Source organism: Nonomuraea sp. NPDC050202 (assembly GCF_040656115.1).
Classification (GTDB): domain Bacteria; phylum Actinomycetota; class Actinomycetes; order Streptosporangiales; family Streptosporangiaceae; genus Nonomuraea.
Map to the genome: position 1 here is coordinate 4,019 of NZ_JBFALF010000067.1, position 21,814 is coordinate 25,832.

Consider the following 21,814-nt stretch of genomic DNA (forward strand, 5'->3'; position numbering starts at 1 on the left):
CAGCGACCCCGAATCACGTCCATCCACCCTTGAGGTCCAGGTGGAGCACGACCCGGACTACGGCGAAGAAACCGGCCTCATCTGGTCCGGCAGCACCGCCAACGTCCCCTCCGGCCAGGTCGGCACCGTACAGGTCCCGACCGAGAAGCTGTCGGACGGCCAATGGCTTCGCTGGCGGGCCCGCGCCACCGCCGGTGGCGCCTCCGGCCCCTGGTCGGACTGGCAACTGCTGAACGTGGACCTGTCGTCGTCGCCCGCGAAGAGCCGGTCGGAGGCTAGTGACGCCCAGCTCGCGGCGAGACGGTTCCCCTACGAACACGTGACCCCTGAGGAGTGCCGGACGGAGGTCGGTAAGATCAACAATCCGGACTACGTCGGTTCGCTGCACAAGCGGGCCTGGCACTCGAAGAACTCCTACAGCCTCTGCTACGCCACCTGGATCGGCGAGCGTGATGAGGACAGCCAGGTCGACCGCAATGTGCCGCTCTTCAGCGACGCCAACTGGTGGGCCCGTATGACGGTCACCTTCCACACCTACGTAGGCATGTCACAGAAGGCCGCGAACCCGACCCGGGCCCGCAACGGTCCCTCGGGCATGAACAGCCGGCAGATCGGCGTCCGGATCACCATAGACGAGATCAACGTGCAGGCGAGCAACTGGGAGAAGCGCACTTTCAAGATCGGACTCGGGGAGACCGGTTGCAAGGCCACCTTCGTCGACACGGACGGCGTCACCAAGCCGCTCGGTGACGGCAAGGAGACAACGGTCGACCGGTGGCGCGGCAACCCGGTGTTCGACATCGTGCTCAGCGTGCCGGAGAACTCCATGTCGACCAGCCCTGACAAGGGCAACACATGCAGCATCTACCCCGGCATCAAATACACCCAGAACCCCGAACTGCCGGACAACTATCAGGTCCTCAACCCGGACTATCAGGGCAAGAAGTGGAATCCCACGTTCCTGTGCGACAGCGCCGACTGGATCAAGGCGTACACGGGCGGCTGCATCCTCGGCACTATCCGACCCGTCTTCGTGCTGGACGGTAATCAGAAGAAGGTCGAGCAGTCCGCGGCGCACTGGCTGAAGGCGCTCTACGAACCGGGGAACACCGATCCCGACAAGGGGACCGCCAAGCTGATCCCCGGCAGATTCGACTGGGCCAACCCCGGCTGCGACGGCCCGGGCGGGGCACTGTGCCTGCACCGTACTCGGAACCAGACGACCATCAACAACAACCGTGCCGTCTCGATCCCCAAGTGCCGGCAACTCTGGCCGGGATACAGCGGTCACTGCGACGAGTTCCCCTTCGCCAGCACGCTGGAGGGCGCGGCTAACCCGAAGTACGACTACTCCATCAAGACCATCAAGGCCAGCGACAACTGCTCGTCCGGTTCCCGGACCAGCGTCTTCTACCAACGGCACCGGATTCGCGACAACTTCCCGTTCTGGGTGAACATCATCCCCAAGGGCCAGACCAAGCCGGTCGGCGAGGCTCCAGGGATAGTGGTCACCGATCCGACCCCTGAGGAGCTGCCAGAACTCGGGACGACGGTGTGCACCATCGACGGCCTGGGCGCGTACGCCCTCGGGCCGGAGCCTCAGTAGTAGCCCGAGAACGTTCGACAAATAGGGGCGGGAGCCGCAAAAATGCTGCTCCCGCCTCGGCGTGCGAAAGGTGATCCATGAGTTCGAGCTTCGACTTCTACCGGAGCCTGTCCATGTCGATGTTCGACGACATGGCATGCGTCTCCTGGGTGCGCACGGCGGACTCCGAGAGGCTGGTCCGCCGCTTCGGCGGCGATCCGGAAGGGGCAGCCGAGGGCACCTGGGAAGAACTGCTTGCTACCGCGTACGAGGACCTGGACGAGGACGAGGACGGGGCCATGTTGGCCGTGCGGCACGGTGAGTGGCTCATCACGGTGGAGCCGTTCAACTTCCGCGGCGCCGTCCCCGAAGTGCTCAGCGGTGCAGGACAGGAGGCCTACAGCGTCTGCTGGACGGGCACGGGTCAGAGCCTCGTCACTTACGCCACGGCCGGAGAGGTCGTGGCCCGGTTCGACGCTTACGACGTCGACGCCCTACCGCCGACCGGCCTGGCCTGGCTCGACGGCCACCAGGTGACGGCGGCGCACTGGCGGGAGGACTGGAGGGCCGCCGCGCTGGCGCTCGGCGAGGAGCTGTCCGGCGTACGGATGGACGAGGACTGGCTGGCGCGGCCTCGCCCGATGTTCACGCTCGGGCCGGTCCGCCTGCCTCGGCGGCCCCGGCGGCTGCGGGTGGACGACGAGATCAAGGCCATCGCCAAGACCGATCCGCGCATCGCCATGATCATCGACGAGCCGACACCCGACAAGGCCGAAGAGATCATCCGGATGGCGGCGGAGATGGCCGTGACCACGGCCGGCATCGAGGGACCGGACGTGACGGAGGCCCTCGAACTGATCGCGGCGGGAGACCGGCGCTCCGGCCGGGCGGACGAGGTGCGGAGCAGGCTGGCCCGGTCCGAGAAGGACTTCCGGATGCAGGCCCGCGAGGCGTACGCCGCCCTCGCACCGCAGGACCGGGAGGACTGGGTGGCGCCTGGCCACGGCACCACGTACGGACGGTTGATGATCAAGGCGGCTGCCGCGGCCGTCCTGCAGACCGCCTTGACGCCCGGCGAGGAGCCCGCCGCCTTCGCGATACAGGTCGTCAACGACACCGGCGGGGTCTATCTCAGCAGCGAGAACGGAAACGTGGCCCGCCATCGCGCGCTGTCCGCCGCAGCCTCGTTCATTGAGGAGAGCGACCCGCCCCACTGAGGAGCGACGTGCCAGGCTCTCCGGCGCACCGGAACTCCCCAGTGACAGGAATGTCGACGTCCCGGTCTGATCGATCCTGGCGCGGTCAGCACGATGATGGCCGGTCATGGTGGCATGTCCGAGGCGGGTACAGGCCTCCTCGCCAGGGGCGGCTAACCGATCAGGCGGTGCTGTACGACTCGGAGGGCGAGCTGCTGGCGGCGGCTGTCCCCTTCCTGCGAGAGAGGACGGCCGCGGGCGAGGCGGCATTGTCGGTGTGCGCCGCGCCCTACAACGATCTTCTCGCCGACTCCCTCGACTGGGACGAACGCGTCGCCGTGCTGCCGCGCCAGCGGCTATACACGCCCAGCCGTCGCGATCGGGGACATCCTGTGGGGCTCAAGAAACTTGAATCGCGTTGGGCAGAGGTCCTCGTCTGATGGACGGGAGGTGATGTGGCGCCGAGCAACTGGTTCGGGTCGCCTGGGATCATGTCTCATGATCTTGTCCACGGTGTAAGCCGTTACTCGCCACCTGTTGTCGTTGCCCGCACTGCTGCTACGGAGGAGTGTGCTGGAGAACCAGCGCCTCCAGCAAAGCCGCAGCCTCGGTCGCGGCGACTGAAGTATTTGAGGCTGACAGGGTTGCTGAGCGGCGAGCAACGAGTGCAATCCCTGGCGGCTGACTGCTCGGCGGTTACTCGTACGCGTTCAATCTGCCATGAAGCACGAGCTTATCTTGCAGGCCCGGCCCTACGCAGCAGCGCCGAAATTTGACAAAATTGCACATAATGCCGATAGTCAAGAACGTATGGTTGCTCGGTGATTGCTCGCGTGTACGCCCCACAACCAGGCACGGGATAACACCGTCCGACACGTCGGCGCAGACAATCCTGACCATGGCAATACAGAACAACACCCGATGACACCTAGTGATATTCACCGAGGATTCTCATAATCCGTGGGTCGTGGGTTCAAGTCCCACCCGCCCTACTCTCCAACACCGCGTTCGACCTGGGGTTTCTCGGTTCTCGTCGGCCTCGGATCTCGTTGTTGATCATGGTTGGTTGCTCGGTGGTTGCTCTTGTGTACGGGCCGTGTATCGCGGTAGATCATTTAGACCGCCGCCGTCGCCTGAGACCCCAGAGACGACCACCAGAAGGTCAAGCCAGAAGACCTACCCAGCGCCGCTGGTCAATGGGGTGCCATGCCCGGTCAAGCGTTGTCCAAGTCGGCTCCTCTCACCGGCCAGGCCGTTCCTGACCAGCAGATAAAAGATCCGCTGCTCCTCGCGGCGCTCTTCTCGGCCCGTTCGGCGCAGTCTGGAGATCGATCGGCTGCGCTACCTGTGCGACAGCTTGTGAGGACAAGCAGGCAGGCCCGCCGAAAAGATCGGCGAGCCTGCCTGGGTTCGATGGTTCAGGTGGCGGCATCTCAGGGGTGGGTCGGCAGGGTGATCAGCCGGGCGGTCCGGGCGCTGGCGGCTGCGGTGTTGACGAGGGCGGCGGTGGATTCGGCGGCGGCGCGGGCCACCTCGGGGTAGACGCTGGTGTAGGTGTCGTGCGTGAAGGTGGAGGAGACATGCCCAAGAGTCTCCTGCACGACCTTCAAATCGACCCCGGCGGCCAGCATCAGGGAGGCCGCGCAATGGCGGAGATCGTGGAGCCGCACCGGCGGTAGCCCCGCTTGGAAGGCCAGTTGGTAAGAGTGGTCGCTGACCTGCTGGGGATGCAGCGGGCGGCCGATCTCGTCGGTGAAGACGAACCCGCTGTTGGTCCAGGCCTCGCCTGCGGCGAGGCGTTCGGCGGCTTGGCGCTTGCGGTGCGCGCGCAGCGCGCTGACGGTGTCCTCATCCAGGGCGATGGTGGGTCGCTGGCCTCGGTCTTCGGTCTGCCCTGCACCGGCTCCCAGCCCAGTTGAGTGATTTGCCAGTGCACCCCAGCCCTTCCGGCGTTTAGGTCGACGTCCGTCCAGCGCAGCCCGACCGCCTCACCCCGGCGCAGCCCGCGCAGGGCGATCAGCCGGTAGAGAGCGGACAGCCGGTGGGTGGCCGCCTGGGCGAGGAAGGTGTGGGTGTGGGAGGGCGTCCAGACCATCACCAGTGACGGCCGCGGCACGGACGCGTACACGTTGATCATGGCGGCACGGCTGAGCCGGGCCCCGCGCCGCTACCGCTCGAGGCCGAGCCGGTCGTGTAGTTCGCGGTTCCAGTCGGAGACCCGCTCATCGGTCCACACCAGAGCCTTGGGGCGGTCTGCGTCGGGGAGTTCGACGACCGCGGCGGGGTTGAAGTCGATCAGCCGGTCCTGCTTGATCGCGATATTGAGGGCATGGCGGAGGGTGGCGCGGATGCGGTGCATGGTGGCCGGACCGACCGGCCGCCGGTACCGGACCAACGCCACACGAGCCGGGTCGCCGCTCGCGCGTTCGGTGGCGATGACGTCGTTGAACTCCTCGATCGCATCGAACATGCCCGCGATATCGGACACGCGCAGCCGGTCCAACCGGATGTCACCCAGGTAGGGGGTGAAGTAGAGGCGGATGTGCGCCTCATACGAGCGGCGGGTAGTGGCGTCGATCTTCCGCTTGCGCCGCAGAAACCCCTGCATCCATTCGGCCACGGTCACGGTGGGGTTGAGGTCCTGGCGGGTGCGCACCTTGCGCCGCACCTCCTCCACCGGCGGCAGCGCCATGATGTCCTTCAGCATGGACAGTGTGCAACCGACGCTGCCCTAACCCTGTCGCCGACGTCATCGACTCCCAGTCGGTGCCCACCGCAGCCGGGAGTGTAAGAATTACGGGACAGAGCCGTTGACCGGACACACCCTGGGTCGTATCCGCGGGAGTCCGTGGCGACGGTCTCGGCTGCCCGCACCGACTGTGAATCGAGGATCGCCGCGCTGGTTCGGCCTGGCGCCCTTCGGCCAGTCGGACGTGTTCGCGCAGGTCGTTGTGGAGAGCATAGAGATCACGCGATCGGACCACGAGGACCACGCTCACAGAGGAGGCCTTGCGGACCTGCCCGCGCTGGCGGAACGCAGCGGCGGGCCGGAACTGGCCGTCGCCCTGGAGGTCGACCCCCGCCTCGACAGCACCGTCCACCCCGAGACAGCGACCTGCGCCTACCGGATCGTGCAGGAGGCGCTGACCAATGTGGCGCGACACTCCACGGCCGCCCTGGCATCGGTCACGGTCCGTGCGGTGAGCAGCCGGGTCGTCGTCACCATCGACGGCCCAGGCCCACCCCGGCCATCGGCTGGCGGCGAACCGGCCGACGACGGCGTCCTGAGCGGTGAGCGCCGCGGCGGGCAGGGCCTGGCGGGCATGCGCGAGCGTGTGGCGGCGCTCGGAGGGCACTGCCACACCGGCCCGCACGGCAGGACGGGCTGGCGGGCGCGCCGACTTGCCCGCGCTCCCCCAGCATGCGCGTGACGAGCACAGATCGGCGGTGACGGCCGGCAGTGCAGAACCCGGCCCTTCCACGATGTCCTCTGCTTACAGTGATCCGGCCCGGCAGGTGGTCCCGTGATCCGGCTACTGATCGCCGACGACCAGCAGCTCGCCCGCGAGGGCCTACGGCAGTTGCTGCGCATCACCGCTGGCACGGTCAAGATCCACGTGTCGGGTGTCCTGTCCAAGATCGGTGTGCACACTCGTGTCCAAGCCGCAATCCATGCCTATCGCTCAGGATTGGTGTCCTCGGATGAGGAGAAATGAAGCCCCATCGGCACCGCCGCCGGGCCCCTGCGGCCGCCCCACCGGGTGTCCAACCGGCGCCCGCAGCGCCCAGAAACCGAAGAAGTCGGAACACCAGCAGATAGCCCAGGTTCTGGGCTAGAGAGGCCGAAGAACTGCGAAGGAACTCATGGGTTATTAACTACTTCCTCGATCGCCAGTGAATCGAGCAGGATGGGTGAGGTGGGCGTCAGAGGCTGCTCGGTCCAGATGCACTTACCGGTGGCGGTGTAGCGGGTGCCCCAGCGCTGGGCGATCGCAGAGATGAGTTGGAGCCCGCGTCCTCCCTCGTCGGTGTCGGTGGCGCGGCGGGGGCGGGGTGTGGTGAGGCTGCCGTCGGAGACCTCGCAGGTAAGCATGTTGCTACGGATCAGCCGGAGTCGGATGGGGCCCTTGGCGTGGCGCACCACGTTGCCGACCAACTCGCTGGCTAGGAGTTCGGTGGTCATGCAGAGGGCGTCCAGGTGCCAGGCGCTGAGCTGGGCCCGGACGTACTCACGGGCTTGGCCCGCCGCCCTGGGATCGTCGGGCAGCGGCCAGGAGGCCATGTCGGTGGCCGGCAACGCGTGGATTCGGACGATCAGCAGCGCGGCGTCATCGGCGGTTCCCTGCCTGGTCGGCAGCAGGGTGGTGGTGAGGCTGTCGCATAGGGCTTCGAGGCACGTGGCGCAGTGGTTCCCCGTCGTGTCCATGAGGGTGGTGTGCTCCCGGTGCCGACACGGCGTTCCGGACAGTGCCCCGGAGGCCATGTCGCTGAGTGCCGCGGCGAGATCGGCCATGCCCTGGTCTATGTCGAGGACGGAAGACTCGACCAGGCCGTCGGTGTACAGGACCAGCAGGCTGCCTTCGGGCAGCTCCAGTTCCACGGTGCCGAAGGGCGGGGTGGCGGCGCCGAGAGGCAGGTTCGGATCGGTGTCGAGGAAGTGGACGGTGCCGTCGGGGTGGACGACGGCAGGCGGGGGATGGCCGGCGCGCGTGAGGTCGCAGGCGCGGGTGGTGGGGTCGTAGACCAGATACAGGCAGGTGGCGTAGAAGTCATCGCCGAGATCGCTGACCAGGTCGTTGAGGTGGGCGAGCAGTTCGTCGGGAGGTAGTTCCAGGTCGGACAGGGTGCGGACGGCGGTGCGCAGCCGGCCCATGGTGACGGCCTCGGTCACGCCGTGCCCCATGACGTCGCCGATGACGATGGCGACCCGGTCCGCCGACAGCGGGATGACGTCATACCAGTCGCCGCCCACCTCCATGTCCTGGCCGGCGGGCAGGTAACGGGCCGCGGCGGTGACCGCCGGCAGGCTGGGCAGATCGCGGGGGAGCAGCTCACGCTGCATCTCCTGGGCACGCATGTGCTCCCTGTCGTACAGACGGGCTCGTTCCATGGCCTGGGCGACCACCCCGCTGAGCGCGGTGAGCAGGTTGCGCTCCTCGCCGGTGAACTTGTGCGGTTCGGCGAAGGAGACGACGCAACTGCCCACGGGGCGCCCTGAGGCGATCAGCGGAAGGAAGGCCCACGCTTGCTTTCCGCCGGCAGCCGGGAGGTCGGCCGCCATGGGGTACCGCTCGATGTACTCCTCGGCCGAGCTGATGAACATCGGGGTACGCTCACGCAGGACCTGCGCGATCGTGAGCTCCCCCGAGGTCGGTATCCGGGCTATCCGGTCGATGAACTCCTTCGTGTACCCGCGGGATCCGACCGGCCGCAGGTGATCGCCCTCGACAAGGAGGATCATCAGCCCGACGGCGCCGAACAACGGCAAGATGTGTTCGGCGGACGCGTCCGCGACGTCTTGCACAGTGATCGCCTCGGCCAGCGCTCTGGTCAACTGCCCGATTCCCGTGGCCAGTTCGGTGTCGCCGTGTGCCGCGGTGGCGGTCTCGGCCGCACGCATCCGCGGTTCGGTGAGGGTCTCGATAGCGTTGTGGATCTCGGTGATGTCCATCAGGGTGCCTACCATGCGTACCGGTTGGCCGTTCTCGTCGAACATCGAGCGGCCGCGGGCGCGTACCCAGCCGGACGTCCCGTCTGGGCGGCAGATCCGATACTCGGTGCCGTACATCCGCCCCGTCTGGATCGCCTCGTCGATGTCGGTCAGCACCCATGGCAGGTCCTCCGGGTGAACGATGCTGGTCCAGGTCTCGATCCGTCCATCGAAGATGTCGGGGTCGACACCGAAAATGGCGAGCATCGCCTCGTTCCACATGATCCGGCCGGTCCGGATGTCCCAGTCCCACGTGCCGACCCCCTGCAGATCCTGCCGCAGGCGGGAACCGGTGGGCTGTTCCTGCCGCCCCGCAAGGACCGAATCCGATGGCGGTGTGGGGTACCTGCTCAGGTGCTCGCCGGCCCACCGGCCCAGTGTGCCGAGGAAGGACCGTCGCCCGTCCGACGGCTCGCGCGGGGAGAGCGTCACGATCGACAGCGCGCCGACCGGCCCGGCGGGGCCGAGCAGCGGAACGGCCGCCATCGCCGTACCGGCGGGCCATGACCAGGACCCGTCCTGCTGTCCGCTCGCCGCGGCGCCGGGTTCCACGTCCTCGGCGGCGGAGTCTGCCAAGGGCATCCACACGACCGCGGCCTCCCGAAGCGCTCGCGCCGGGGCGACCGCGGCGTTCCGGTCGATGTGCTCCCATGCCTGGGCGAAGGCTGAGGGCAGCCCGTTGGTCACGACCAGGCGCAGGCCGCCACAGTAGCCAGGGCCGCAAAGATGCACCATGCCGCCCAGCCCGACCAGTTCGGCCACCGCCTGCTGGACCGTGAACCGCAGGAGCTCCATCCCCCACAGTTCGTCACCGACGGCCGCCAGCAGCCGCTTCCGCTCCTCGCGAACCCGGTCCGCCCACGTGGTCCGCAGGCTGCGCGCATGCCGTCCGCTCATCCCCGTCCCCTTCTCTCCAGCCTTCACTTCACTACGTCACCAGGCCGGGGACGATCCTGTGGGGCCTCGGCTCAGGTCGCGTGTGCAGCATTGATCCGGGAAGAATCGATAGCTATGGGCGATATATCTGAATATCACTACCCGAAAAATGTGCGTTCGGCGCAAAAATCGAGGCCGGTTTGGCCAAAGGCTGACCTGCCGCGCTTCCCTGACCTGCCTCTTCAACCATGGCGTACGTGTGGAGGGCGAGGGTCATGCCGCGGCGCCACCCGGTGGGTTCACATCCTGGGTGTGACCGCCCGCCTTGCTGGAGCATGGACGGTGCGCCTGCCGAAAATTACATCCATGCAGTTCAAGCGGCGTGTGAGTACTCGTGGAGGACCCCGCCGAGTCGGTACCGTCTGCGTACGCTCAGCTCGGTGATTCGCGTCGGATCCGTAATCGGGTCCGGGACGGTGCGCAGCGGGGCTGCCTGGTCCAGGGCTTGGTGAGCGCGGTGCTCGTTGTAGAACCGCTCGTACTCACGCAGGGCGTGACGCAGGTGGTGCTCGTTCCACAGCAGGCAGCGGTCGAGCAGCTCGCGGCGGCACGACTGTACCCACCGCTCCATGACCGCGTTCATCCGCGGCACCCGAATCCCGGTCAGCACGGTCCGGATACCGGCCTCGGCGAGAATCTCGTCCATGAGCGCGGGGAACTTCCCGTCTCGGTCGCGGATCAGGTAGCGGGCCCGGCAGCCGGCCTCTTCCAGGTCCATCACGAGGTTCTTCATCGTCTGGACGACCCAGACCGCGGTCGGGCGGGCGGTGGTGCCCAGCACGCGGACGCGCCTGCTGGCGTGCTCGATGACGGCCAGGATGTACTGGCGCTGCCCGGTGAGGGTGACGGTCTCGATGAAGTCGCAGGCCAGCAGCGCATCGGCTTGCGAACGCAGGAAGTCGCCCCAGGTGGCCGACGCCCGCTCAGGAGCAGGATCAACGCCTTCCTGCTTGAGGATCTCCCACACAGTGGAGGGCGCGACCGTGATACCGAGCGGGATCAGCTCACCGTGCACCCGCCGATATCCCCAGGACGGGTTCTCCCGGACCAGGCGCAGGAGGAGAGCACGGATGGAGCGGACCGTGGGCAGGCGCCCGGGTCGCTTGGGCTTGCTGATACGGGCGTGCCGCCGCCTGACGAGATCGCGGTGCCAACGCAGGACAGTGTCCGGGCGGACGATGAGCCGCAGCTGGTGCAGCACCTCGCGGGGTAGGGAGGTCAGCAGGGCGGCGAGGAAGGCACGGTCCTCGGGGTCGAATCTCACCCTGGTGCCGACGCCGAGCTGCCGTTCAAGAACGGTGATCTGGTGGCGGAGAGCGAGGATCTCGACGTTCCTGTTCCGATCGCCCATCGGCAGCAGCCGCAGCGCGGCGAAGGTGTTGGTGACGGCGAGATAGGCCAGACGAAAGAGCACAGGCGATCATCATGCCGCACTCCGAGCGGCTGGGGATCACATGCATCAGGTAATCTCCAGCAAGGCCATGACCTGGCCGGATGACGTTATCGGCAGGCGCAGCGTCGAAGTCGACGACACTCGACCGGCCGGTGTCCCCGTGATCGAACCTGATCACCTGCACCCCGCGCTCGACCAGCCGCCGCACGAGCGCATCGGGGCAGCTGACTCCCTACGACGCGGACCCCATGACCATCAGCACCGCGGGCTTCCCCGCGTCCCCGATGCGCTCCGCCCAGATCCGCACCGGCCCCGAGTCCGCGTACCGCTCCATGAGGGCACGCTAGCGACTCCCTGCCGCCGCCCTCCAACCCTTATCGAGCCGGCCCGGCGTTTCGAAGGGGTGGGTTCACTTCGCCGCGATGTTGTACTGGATGGTGTACTGCCGCGCGCCGCAGCAGCCGGGGTGACCCGGGTTGGGGGTGCGGATCCAGAGCTGCCCGAGGTTACGGGCCTGGCGCACCGTGAGGGTTCTCATGACCGTGTAAGCCTTGTGTCCGCCATCGCAGAGGATGCCGTGCTTGTTGCGCAGGGCCTTCCAGCTCGAGGTCGTCAGGGCGAGGTCCGGGTAGATGCAGCCGTTCTTGGGGAAGCCGGCCTCGCGCAGCACGATGGTCCGCATCTGGGCGGACTTCGGGCCCAGGTAGCGGAAGGTGACGGAAACCTTGATCGGATAGTTCCGGCCGCGGTGGTCCTTGATGCTGACCGTGGTGGACACGGTCTGGATCGGCTTGACGCGCTTGACATAGACCATTCTCTGGTCGGGCGGCGCGGCCTGCGCGGCGGGCGCCACCAGCAGGCTGGCTCCGAGGGTGGCGGCGAGAGCCGCTCCGACCGTGGGAACACGGAGACGCGTGAAAGGTCGCACTGATTCTCCTTCACCGTGCATTGCACGTCTGGGGTGGACGTTCACTTGACCTGACGCAGCACAGTAAAGGCCCTCGGTATACCCAGGGGATAAGCCCGGAATACGAGCACCGGACGGCCGACGGTCAGCCGCTCACCGGCTCCGAAACGCGGTCTAAGAGGCGGATTCAACCGTGTGGCTGCCGAATATTGAGCGCTTTCATCCTGAGTACAGAGGTTGAAAGACTGAGGTATCACCCTGCGGTTGCATGCTCATCAGGTGGTTCGGGACTATGCCGGTGGGATGCGTTATCCGGATGGTGGTGGTCTGACCCCGGCGGTGCGAGCCAAGCGTGAACAGGTCCGCTTGGAGGCCGCCGGGCTGTTCGCCGCGGGAATGTCGCCGCCTGAGGTGGCCAAGAAGCTGCGGGTCTCGCGCAAGTCGGCCTATGTCTGGCACAAGGCCTGGCGCACCGCCGGGACCGGGGCACTGGAGTCGAAGGGGCCGGGCGGGCAGCGCTGCCGGAGGGCAGGAAGCTCGCCGACGCCTCCGGCAAACCCCAGCTCCTAGCTGCATCCCCTTCCCTGACAGCGCAAGGGCTCGCGAAGTTGAACGCCATCAGGATCGCCCGTCGCCGGCTGCAGATTGCCGCACGGGTACCGCAGCTCCACGAACAGGACGGTGGTCTACGGTCACGCTTACGCGATCCCAGCATCCCGCCCCATCGAGCGGCCAGATGCGGAACAAGTGGACCGGCCAGCAGGCCGGTCGATGGTGTTGAACCTCATGCGGGCCCCGGCGCATCATGGCGCCGGGGCCCCTGTCTGCATTCGGGAAGGTTGCATGGATCGAACACCTCAGGCATTGACCACCACCTCCAGGCGGGAGCAGCCCCACCCAACGGGCGCTCACCCGGCCGGCCAGTCAGCCGGGGCGGCCAGTAGCCTCGGGCAGCGGCTCGACGATGAGGACTACCCCGCCTACAGCATGGGCCGGGCCGCCGAGATGCTCGGCGTCACCCCGGCGTTCCTGCGCAGCCTCGGCGCCGCCAAGCTGATCGAGCCGCTACGCAGCGAGGGCGGTCACCGCCGCTTCTCCCGATACCAGCTCCGCCTGGCCGCCCGCGCCCGCGAACTCGTCGATGCCAGCACCCCGCTGGAGGCGGCCTGCCGCATCATCATCCTGGAAGACCAACTCGCCGAGGCGCTGCGCATCAATGAAGAACTCCGCCAGCGCCACTGACCGCTCCCGGCCCCCGAAGCGGCGCAGATCCTGCTGGACGAGTTCACCGCGTACGGAGACTCGGTCTGCGTGCAGGAATAGCTCCAGCGATGGGACAACGTTGCGGACGTCACCATGGTCGCCATACCGCCGGGCATGGCCTGGCCGCAGATCAAGGCCACACTGTACGCCGCCGCCCCGGCCTGACCCACCGCCACCGCGGCGATCGGCCCCCCGACACCCCGAAGACACTGATACCTGACCTCACCCGTCGTCCGCAGGCCACAACATCCTGGAAACCGAGGTTGGGCCGGGCCGGCCCGGCGCCTGCTGGAGGGCGACGGGCCGGGCGTTGGGGTTCTAGGGTGCTTTGGGCTTTGTGCTCGGGTTGGTGATCGTGATCGGGTCGCGTTCGTGTCCTTCGGGAGGACCGGTCGGCGCGTCGGAAGGCACGGGCGCCTGGCTGGTGGCGATGGATCGCGGTGCGGACAGATTTGAACTCGTGCCCACCTTTTGCATGGCCGGGCCGAGCTTCGTCCAGGCGGCGCTGATGCCGGGTTCGTCGGTGGCGGTGGTCCACCAGTTGGCGCGCCAGAGGAAGTTGTTCCAGAAGACGGTGCTCGCGGTGCTGCCGTCGGGGGCGCCGGCGACGGCTGGGGTGCCGGGCACGTTGCCGCTGTTCTTGCCCTCGGCGAGGTAGGCGACCCTGTAGGAGGTGTCCGCGAAGCCCGCCAGGTGGTAGCCGGTGCCGGGGACGGGAGCACCGGTGACCCGGCTGCCGTTGTCGGTGCGCAGCAACTGCCACCACTGGTTCGGCCGCCCGTCGCAGTCGTACACGCTGAGCTGCTTCAGTATCCCGTCGGCCTGCAGGCACTTGCCGCGGTTCTTGATGCGGTACCAGCCGGCCCCGCCGTCCTCGGTGACGGTCCACTGCTGGTTCTGGTTGCCGGGCTGGTTCTCCACCAGGTGGGCGACCTGCCAGGTGATGGGGTGGTCCAGGACGTTGCCGCCGACCCAGTCCACGATCCGCCAGTTGGTGCCGTCCTTCTCGAAGGCGAAGGTGCCGTGCGGGTTGTAGGGGCGTCGCTGCCACTGCTCGGCCTGGCAGGCGATCCCGTCGCTGACCACCGGGGTGACGGTGGTGGCGCCCTTCTGATCGTTCTGGGTGGAGCCGTAGGTGTTGGCGCCGATCTTGACGGTGACGTTGGCCGGGCCGGTGAGCGGCAGGTAGTGGCGCAGGACGATGTCGCGGCTGGCGCCGGGGGCGATGTCCTCGCAGTAGCCGATCGTGACGGTCACGCGATGGAAGTCGGCCTTCAGCCCGCCCACGTTGGCGCCGCTACGGCCCTTGGTGATGACGATCTTGCTGCCGAAGTCCTGATAACCCGCGTCTTTCAGGATCGGCGGGGCGGAGGTGGGGATGTCGAAGGCGATCTGGGTCCCGTACGGCAGCTTGACGCCGGTGTTGTTGGTGATCCGCAAGGTAGGACGCATCGGGTAGAAGGGGTCGTCGCTGGGGAACGCCGGGTCCGGGCCGGTGGGATGGTTCACCAGTTCGGCCTTCACATCGACGACGTTGCCCGGCAGCGTCGTCGCGCCGGCGCGGCCGGTCTGGTAGCCGCCGGAGCCGCGAAGACCGTCGTCGAGACGGGTGGTGAGGTCGTAGCCCATGCCGTACTCGCCGTTGGCCCGCTTGGTGTAGTCGCCCGCGAGTTCCCACATCATGACGCCGCCGAGCTTGTTCTGCTTGACGTAATCGATCTTGGCGTCGATGGACGCGTTGTTCTCGGTGGACAGGAACACCTTCTTGTCCGCGTTCCACAACCACGAGGCTTTGAGCGTGCTGTCGTACTTCTCCGTGTACGAGCCCTTCATCTTGCCTGCCTCGGCGGCGGGGTCGGTGTACGCGCTCAGATAGCCCGGCGTCACGCCTTGCCGGAGGTTCATCGCGTGCCACAGCGGGTTGGATCCCGACGGCACCTCGTTCCCGATCCGTCCCAGGTCGTGCCAGATGTTGTCGATGCCGACCGCGCCGTTGCCGCAGGGGTAGGGGTTGGCCGCACCGGAGCCCGGGCCGGTGCCGGGCTGGCACTGTCCCTGGTCGGGCATGGCCGCGGTGCCCCACAGGCCGTCGGTGCCGCCGGACACGTTCTGCCAGCCCCGGGTGTAGTACGGGATGCCGATGTTGATCCGGCCCGGCGGCAGCGCGCCCCGGTAGTAGTGGTAGGCCCAGTCGATGTTGAAGTAGCCGGTCTTGTCGTACTCCGTGGTCGAGTAGACCTGAGCGGTCTGCAACTCGGCGTCCTTCCCGTCGTCGTACAACGGGGCCTGCGGGCCGACGAAGTGGTTCCACGAGCCGTGCAGGTCGTAGGTCATCAGGTTAATGAAGTCCTGATATTTCAGGGCGTCGCCGGCGTCGAAGCCGCGTACCAGATATCCGGAGGCGGAGGCCGCGGAGGTGAGCAGGTAGTAGCGGCCCCGGGCCGCGCCGGCCACGTCCAGCTTCTCGCGCAGCGTCTTCATCAGGGCGTTGTAGCCCTTCTGCAGTCCCTTGCGGCGCGGGTCCGAGAGGTCCCAGTCGGCCGGGTTGCCGGCCTTGGGCAGCGCGCTCGGGTACTCGTAGTCGATGTCCACGCCGTCGAACGCCTCCTTGTAGCGATCGAGGAACTCGACCACCGAGTCGGCGAAGGCGTCGATGCCATCCTGATTCACGCCGCCGTCGGCGGTGGTGGCCATCGTGTAGAAGTTCCGCGAGTCGGCCCAGCCGCCCACCGAGATCAGCGTCTTGACCTGGGGATGTCTCTTCTTGTACACCGCCAGCAGGTTGAAGTGGCCCTTGTAGTCCAAAGTCGGATCGGGCGCGGCGCCGCCGGTGTAGGGCCAGGTCAGGCCGGTGGCCGGGTTCTTCGGATCGCTGGTGTCGCCGACGGAGATCCTGTTGTTCTCCACCTTCGCGAACGCGTAGTTGACGTGGCTCACCTTGGACCACGGAATGTTCGGCACCAGGTATCGCGGCTCGTCGTTCTCGCCGGTACGCCAGCCGGAGAAGTAGCCGACCACCCGCTTGTCGCGTCCGCCCAGCCATTCGCGGCCGGCGGCGTCGTACACCTTGCAGTAGGGCGTGTTCACATCACGGGTCGCGGCCATCCCCTCCGGGCGGCACTGGGAGTGCGGGACCGACACCTCGGGCTTGGCCACACGGTCGTCGGCGCTGTTGTCGATGGGGGCACCCGCGGCGGTCTCGCCCCCGCCCTCCGTGGTGACCGTGATGGCGTTGCTCTCGTCGGAGATGTTGCCGGCGGCGTCGAGGGCGCGGACGGTGTAGGTGTGGGCGGTGTCCGGGGGCAGGTTCCTGTCGGTGTAGGTGGTGCCGTCGACTCTGACGAGGGTGCCGTTCCGGTAGAGCGCGTAGCCGGTGACACGGACGTTGTCGGTGGCGGCGTCCCACTCCAGGGAGATGCTGTCGGCGGTCACGGCGGTCCAGCGGAGGTTGCCGGGCGCGGTCGGGCGCGCCATCTTGTCCACCTCGTTGGGGTCCGGCATGTCTGGGAAGACGTGCACGGAGGTGTTGAAATCGAAATACGGATCTTTGATGTCCTTGCACACCGGGCGGCCGGTGTCGGGATCGGGGTCGCAGTCCTGGCCGACGATGTCGCCGGGGAGGGCCTTGTAGAGATCCGCCTCGAAGACGGGTTCGCCTTCGCTGTTCGGGGTGTCCTTGAGCGCGAAGGTGGCGGAGCCGAAATCGTTCCCGGTCAGCTTGTCGCGCAGCGCGATGCTCGGGTACCCGCCCCAGCTGATCAGGTCGGGGAAATGCCATCTCGCCCAGTGATTGTTCAGGGGCTGGTCGGCGTCGGCGAAACGGAAGGCGTGCGTTTGAACGTCGTCCTTGTGGTAGACGATCTTCGGGTGGGTGCCGTTCACGAACTCGACCTCGGCGGCCGGCTTGGGATCGTAGTCGCCATGGGCGGAGGCGGAGACGTACCTGACCTGGTCGTTCTCGGTCCAGACCACGATGTGCTCCCAGTCGTGGCGGTGTCCGCAGTTGGGGCAGCCGCCTTCGGTGGTCTGGTCCTTCTGGAAGTACAGCCCGTACATGTGGGCGCACCAGCCGCTGGCGTTGCAGCGGGACCGCGCGTACATGTTGCTGTTCTCCAGGTCCGACTCGTCGCGGCACGAGCCGTTGAGCGCCCCGGTGGGCACCAGGCCCGGGTTCAGCTCGCCGTCTTTGCCGATGGCCACTGACGGGTAGCAGCCGTCCTCGTCGTAGTCCATGGCGGGCTGGAATTTCAGGTGGGCCTCGCTGGCGCTCTGTGGGATCTCGGGGGGCGGCGGCTCGGCCCACGCGGGCGAGGTGACGGCCACCAGGCCGATGCTCGCGCCCAGGATCACCACCAGAGCGCGGGCGACCAGCCGGGCGGGGGTGCGTAACAGACCTCTCACGAAGCTCTCCTCAGGGATGGCATGGCGCACCCGCCCAAGTCTGGAGAGCCCGCGGCCCGGGAGACATCTGTCAAATGACGCTGTCGGGTTCCCTGTCGAGCGCCACCCGGGCGATCTCCACCCGGCTGCGCAGGCCGAGCTTGGCGAGGATGCGTGAGATGTGGGTCTGCGCGGTGCGCCTGGTGAGGAACATGCTCTGGGCGATCTCGGGGGTGGACCTGCCGGCCGCGACCAGCAGCGCGACCTTGTGCTCGGTCGGGGTGAGGGCGTCCCAGCCGTGCGCGGGCCGCTTGGGCCGGGCGCCGTGGACGCCGCGGCGGATCCCGTACCGGCGCAGGCGTGCCTGGGCGCGGCGGATGTCCCAGACCGCGCCGAATCCCCCGTACAAGGTGATCGCCTCGTTCACGGCCCGCCGGCAACCGGCCGGGTCGTCGCGTTCGGCGAGGACGGCCGCGAGGTCCTCGAGCGCGCCGGCCAGGTCCACGGGCACCCCCGTGGCGCGGTAGTGCTCCACCGCGGAGCGCAACGGCTCCGGATCTCTCTCGTACAGGCCCCGGCACCAGTCGGCGGCCGCGGCGGCGCGGGCCGGCAACTGCTCCGCGGCCGCCTCCGCCCGGCACGCCGCCAGCGCCGCCGCGGCCGCCGGCCGGTCGTCCACGGCGAGCGCGAGCCGGACCATGGCGGGTGACCACTGGTGGGTCAGGGTCATCTCGCCGGTTCGCCGGTCGAGCAGGTCGGCGAGGTGCGACAGCGCCCGGTGCCGGTCACCGTCCTGCTCGGCGATGACGGCCTGTGCGAACCGCAGGAAGTCGGTGTTCTCACGGTCGGCGACGGTGACCGCCGGCCGGCGCAGGCCGGCGCGGACGTGCGCGCGGGCCGTGGCGTGCTGGTCGCGACGGGCGGCGATGAGCGTGGACACGCCGTGCCACAGCCAGCCCGGACTGCGTTCGCGCAGGCCACGGTACGTCATCGCGGGATCGCTCTGATCCACCGAGGCCAGCTCCGCCAGGGCGTCGTCCCAGCGGCCCAGCCAGAACATCAGCACGGCGGCCGTGACGCTGGAGGAGGTGTCGTCGGAGTGGGCGGCGTCCAGCAGGAACCGCCGCGCGGAGTGCAGGGCCGCCTCGGCGTCCGGCCAGCGGTCCAGGTTCTGCAGCGTGAAGATCCGGCCATGCAGCGCGTACGCCCGCAGGTCCGCGTGGTCGCCCGTGTCGCTGAGGATCTCCAGTGCCCGGTCCACACAATCCAGCGCGGACAGGTGATGGCGGCGTACCGAATGGTTGAGCCACAGATCGGTGAGCGCGTACGCGGTGACGAACGTGTCCCCGCCGGCCTCGCCGAGCTCAAGCGCCTCGCGCGCGGTGGTGTCGGCGGCGTCCAGCGCGCCCGACCCCGCCCGCTGGAACATCGCCAGGGAGGCGAGCATCCGGGCCCGCCAGGGTCCGGGCAGGTCGGCGTGCCGTAACGCCTGCTCCAGGGCGGTCACCGCGGCGTCGTTGTGCCCGCCGCTGAACAGGGCGCGGGCCAGCAGCCAGTGCATCCGCCCCCGGTCGGCCGAGTCGGTCAGCACCGCGAGGGCCTGCCGGGCACGGGCCGCGGCCTGCTCGTGCTCGCCCATCGCGAGCAGCACCTGGGCCAACGCCTCGCTCAAGGTGGCCAGGTCACGGGCGTCGGCGACCTCGTGGTCGAGCTCGCGGCGCAGCAGTTCGGCCGCGAGCTCCGGCGCGCGTACCGCCAGCACCGGGGCGGCGCCGACGAGCCAGCGCCGGGTCCAGCGGTCACCGGCCTGGTCCGCCGCCAGCAGGTGCTGCGCCAGCCGCTGGGGCTCGACGCCGATGCCGTCCAGCGCCTGAGCCGCGTCCTGGTGCAGCGCCACGCGCAGCGCGGCCGGCATGCCGTCGTAGAGTGCCTGGCGTATCAGCGGATGCCGGAACCTCATGCGCTGACCAGCCTCGACCAGGATCCCAGCCGCCATCGCCTCCTGAAGATCGCCCACTAAGTCGATCGTGGACCGGCCCAGCAGCACCGCCACCTCGGTCACGGCGAACTCCCCGCCGAGCAGCGCGGCCATCCGCAGCATCTCCAGCGCGCCGGGCGGGACGAAGTTGAGCCGGCTGTCCAGCGCGGCAGCGAGCGACTTTGAGACGGTGCTCGTCGAGGTCCGGCGGAGTTCGGCGCACGTGCCGATCGTCAGCATGTTCCCGTGTACCAGGGATTCGACCAGCTCGCGCACGTAAAGCGGGTTGCCCATCGCCTGGGCGACCAGCTCGACCAGCCCGGGGCACGGTGGCGCGCCGGCGATCTCGGCCACCAAGTCGTGGACCGCGTCCGGGTCGAGCGGCCCCAAGCTGATCGATATCGTGTCGCGGCCGCGCAACGCAGCGAGCAGGCGGCCCGCGTCCGACCGGTGCGGAACCGGGCGGCACGACAACACCAGCAGCAACGGAAGGTGCGCCGCGGACGCCGCCAGCCGGCGGCACACGTCGAGCGACGCGCCGTCCGCCCACTGCACGTCGTCGAGCACCATCATCGTCGGCGCTGCCGCGCACAGTTCGTCGACGAGCGTGAGGAGCATCTCGGAGACCGCGGCGGGTGCGGCGTCGCCGAGAAAGACCTCGGACCGCCGCTCCTGTACGAACTTCACGATCCCGGCGCGGCGTGGATCCGGTGAGCGCTCGGTGATCTCCAGGCTGTCGAACAGCAACCGCAGTGGCAACGGGTATATGTCCTGTTCCGCCGTGCCGCGCAGTACCGTGCATCCCGACTCCTGACCGACCGCGGCGGCAGCGGCCAGGAGCGACGACTTGCCGATGCCCGGTTCGCCGTCCACCACGACCACACCACCGGTTCCGGCCCGCAGGCGCCCGATGGCATTCCGCAGAACCTCTAACTCGGTCACGCGGTGGAACAACATCATCGAGTTCCCCAGGTAGATGGACGATCTCCTGTCGATGAATGTTAACCGTCGTCATTTGACAGATGTTTGCAGCCCGTCGATACGGTAGATACCACTCCGGCCGCGACTATCGAGCGGCCGCAGTTCGCGTCCGGGGAGATGGTGTGCGGGTGATCAAGCCCTGCGGGTTGGTGCTGGTGAGATCGATGTGACATGAGACGGCCTGTGCCGCTCGAATATTGAGTTACGTGGCCTGAGCTGCGGTTATGCGGCGTGGCGGTATTCGTTGATCATGCCGGTGACGACGGGTTTTCGGCGAACGGATCGCAGGTCGCTGAGGTCGGTCACGTCCCGGGCGGGCTGCGTTGCGATGTCTGGGGGACGCTGGTGCCGGGACTGGTGCGGCCGGTGGTGGTTGTAGTGGATCAGATATTCGCGGAGCACGAATGCCAGGTGGTGTTCGTCGAGGATCAGTATCCGGTCCAACAGCTCACGGCGCAGGGTACTGATACGCGCTCGCAGATGGCGTTCATCCTCGGCATCCGCGGCAACGTGGTGATGTCCCGCAGCCCTTCGGCTGTGAAGACCTCCCGGAAGGCGGAGGTGAAGAGCGGGTCTCGATCGTGGATCAGGAACCGCAGCCCGGCGATGCGGTCGCCTAAGGCCATGACCAGGTTGCGGGCCTGTTGCACCGTCCATGCTCCGGTCGGGTGCGGGGTTACTCCGGCCAGGTGCAGTCGCCGGGTGCCGTGCTCGATGAAGATCAGCACATGCAGTCGTTTGAGCATTATCATTTCGACCACCAGGAAGTCGCACGCGATGATCGCGTGGGCTTGTGTGGTCAGGAACTGCCGCCAGGTCGGCCCGGTCCGACGGGGTGCCGGATCGATACCGGCGGCGTGCAGGATCTCCCACACGGTGGAGGCCGCGATCGGGTAGCCCAGGCGCGCCAACTCGCCTTGGATTCTTCTGTGTCCCCAGGTCGGGTTCTCCCGCGCCATCCGAATGATCAGTGCCTTGACCGGCTGGCGGGTGCCGGGCCGTCCCGGGCGCCGCCGGTCGGTGAAGGTCCACTTACGCGCTACAAGATTGCGGTGCCAGCGCAAGATCGTCGCTGGGGTGACCGGGAAGATTTCCGCCCACCGGCGGCGGCAGATCAGCCGCGATAGCGCTGCAAGCCAGAGCCGGTCGGCGTGACCCCACCGCGGCCGACCGCCGAGCTGACGGCGCAGCACCTGGTTTTCGTGACGCAGCGTCAGCAGCTCAACATCCTTGGACAGATCAGAACGAACCAGCACCGCCAGCAGGCCGAACAAGCCCCTCACTAACCGATAGACCAGCGACAACAACACCCCGCGATAGTCGCAGCCGCTGCCCTGATCACGCAGCAAAACCCCAGTTCACAGCACGAAACCGTGTTTCGAGCGGTACACGCTGATCTGCTCGGCGGGGATCCACTGCCGCGAGCCGATCAGCGCATGCCCGGTGCCGGCACGGACGTAGGCCAGATGGACGAGGTTGATGTCG

16 protein-coding genes are annotated in these 21,814 nt (G+C 67.9%); 7 read left to right on the top strand and 9 right to left on the bottom strand.

The genetic code is table 11. The features are described 5' to 3' along the window. The 3 genes from AB0I79_RS60700 to AB0I79_RS60710 all read left to right on the top strand — a co-directional run. On the top strand, positions 1-1,606 hold a 1,606-nt coding region (locus tag AB0I79_RS60700), incomplete at its 5' end, for a NucA/NucB deoxyribonuclease domain-containing protein (RefSeq protein WP_357894981.1). Between the two features lie 77 nt (positions 1,607-1,683). After that, positions 1,684-2,802, top strand: a complete 1,119-nt coding sequence (locus tag AB0I79_RS60705; protein ID WP_357894984.1) for a DUF6461 domain-containing protein — start codon at positions 1,684-1,686, stop codon at positions 2,800-2,802. 167 nt (positions 2,803-2,969) lie between these two features. Continuing rightward, entirely contained in the window at positions 2,970-3,221 is a 252-nt protein-coding gene (locus AB0I79_RS60710) for a hypothetical protein (RefSeq protein WP_357894987.1), read from the top strand. Positions 3,222-4,214: 993 nt separating this feature from the next. Here the strand turns inward: AB0I79_RS60710 and AB0I79_RS60715 are convergent. Then, complete coding sequence (locus AB0I79_RS60715; RefSeq protein WP_357895026.1) at positions 4,215-4,754, bottom strand: site-specific integrase; 540 nt, start codon at positions 4,752-4,754, stop codon at positions 4,215-4,217. Positions 4,755-4,948: 194 nt separating this feature from the next. Beyond that, positions 4,949-5,488, bottom strand: a complete 540-nt coding sequence (locus tag AB0I79_RS60720; RefSeq protein ID WP_357894990.1) for a hypothetical protein — start codon at positions 5,486-5,488, stop codon at positions 4,949-4,951. Positions 5,489-5,660: 172 nt separating this feature from the next. Between AB0I79_RS60720 and AB0I79_RS60725 the strand changes: the two genes are divergently transcribed. Then, positions 5,661-6,212, top strand: a complete 552-nt coding sequence (locus AB0I79_RS60725) for an ATP-binding protein (RefSeq protein WP_357894993.1) — start codon at positions 5,661-5,663, stop codon at positions 6,210-6,212. Positions 6,213-6,305: 93 nt separating this feature from the next. After that, the gene (locus AB0I79_RS60730; protein WP_357894996.1) at positions 6,306-6,497 is read left to right on the top strand and encodes a LuxR C-terminal-related transcriptional regulator; all 192 of its coding nucleotides are present in this window, start codon (positions 6,306-6,308) and stop codon (positions 6,495-6,497) included. A 146-nt stretch (positions 6,498-6,643) separates the two neighbouring features. Here the strand turns inward: AB0I79_RS60730 and AB0I79_RS60735 are convergent, their stop codons facing one another. From AB0I79_RS60735 to AB0I79_RS60745, 3 genes are all read right to left on the bottom strand, one after another. Next, positions 6,644-9,388 carry a SpoIIE family protein phosphatase gene (locus AB0I79_RS60735; RefSeq protein WP_357894999.1) on the bottom strand — a complete coding sequence of 915 codons (2,745 nt, stop codon included), beginning with the start codon at positions 9,386-9,388 and terminating at the stop codon, positions 6,644-6,646. A 352-nt stretch (positions 9,389-9,740) separates the two neighbouring features. Beyond that, positions 9,741-10,841 carry an integrase core domain-containing protein gene (locus tag AB0I79_RS60740; protein WP_357895002.1) on the bottom strand — a complete coding sequence of 367 codons (1,101 nt, stop codon included), beginning with the start codon at positions 10,839-10,841 and terminating at the stop codon, positions 9,741-9,743. A 388-nt stretch (positions 10,842-11,229) separates the two neighbouring features. Beyond that, positions 11,230-11,748, bottom strand: a complete 519-nt coding sequence (locus AB0I79_RS60745; protein ID WP_357895005.1) for a hypothetical protein — start codon at positions 11,746-11,748, stop codon at positions 11,230-11,232. 282 nt (positions 11,749-12,030) lie between these two features. Here AB0I79_RS60745 and AB0I79_RS60750 point away from each other — a divergent pair, with 282 nt between their 5' ends. Continuing rightward, on the top strand, positions 12,031-12,297 hold the full coding sequence (locus AB0I79_RS60750; RefSeq protein WP_357895008.1) for a helix-turn-helix domain-containing protein: 267 nt from the start codon (positions 12,031-12,033) through the stop codon (positions 12,295-12,297). 273 nt (positions 12,298-12,570) lie between these two features. Beyond that, entirely contained in the window at positions 12,571-12,969 is a 399-nt protein-coding gene (locus tag AB0I79_RS60755; protein ID WP_357895011.1) for a MerR family transcriptional regulator, read from the top strand. A gap of 339 nt (positions 12,970-13,308) precedes the next feature. Here AB0I79_RS60755 and AB0I79_RS60760 read toward each other — a convergent pair whose 3' ends face one another. From AB0I79_RS60760 to AB0I79_RS60775, 4 genes are all read right to left on the bottom strand, one after another. Further along, positions 13,309-17,391, bottom strand: coding sequence for a glycosyl hydrolase family 18 protein (locus AB0I79_RS60760; protein WP_357895014.1), 4,083 nt, complete (start codon positions 17,389-17,391; stop codon positions 13,309-13,311). A 70-nt stretch (positions 17,392-17,461) separates the two neighbouring features. Next, positions 17,462-20,290, bottom strand: a complete 2,829-nt coding sequence (locus AB0I79_RS60765) for an AAA family ATPase (RefSeq protein ID WP_357895017.1) — start codon at positions 20,288-20,290, stop codon at positions 17,462-17,464. Between the two features lie 261 nt (positions 20,291-20,551). Further along, positions 20,552-20,773: a hypothetical protein gene (locus AB0I79_RS60770; RefSeq protein ID WP_357895020.1), complete on the bottom strand. Its 222-nt coding sequence runs from the start codon at positions 20,771-20,773 to the stop codon at positions 20,552-20,554. Then, a complete protein-coding gene (locus AB0I79_RS60775) occupies positions 20,758-21,678 on the bottom strand; it encodes a helix-turn-helix domain-containing protein (RefSeq protein ID WP_357895023.1) in 921 nt (306 codons plus the stop codon). The genes AB0I79_RS60770 and AB0I79_RS60775 overlap by 16 nt, the downstream gene beginning before the upstream one ends. Between the last annotated feature and the right edge of the window lie 136 nt (positions 21,679-21,814).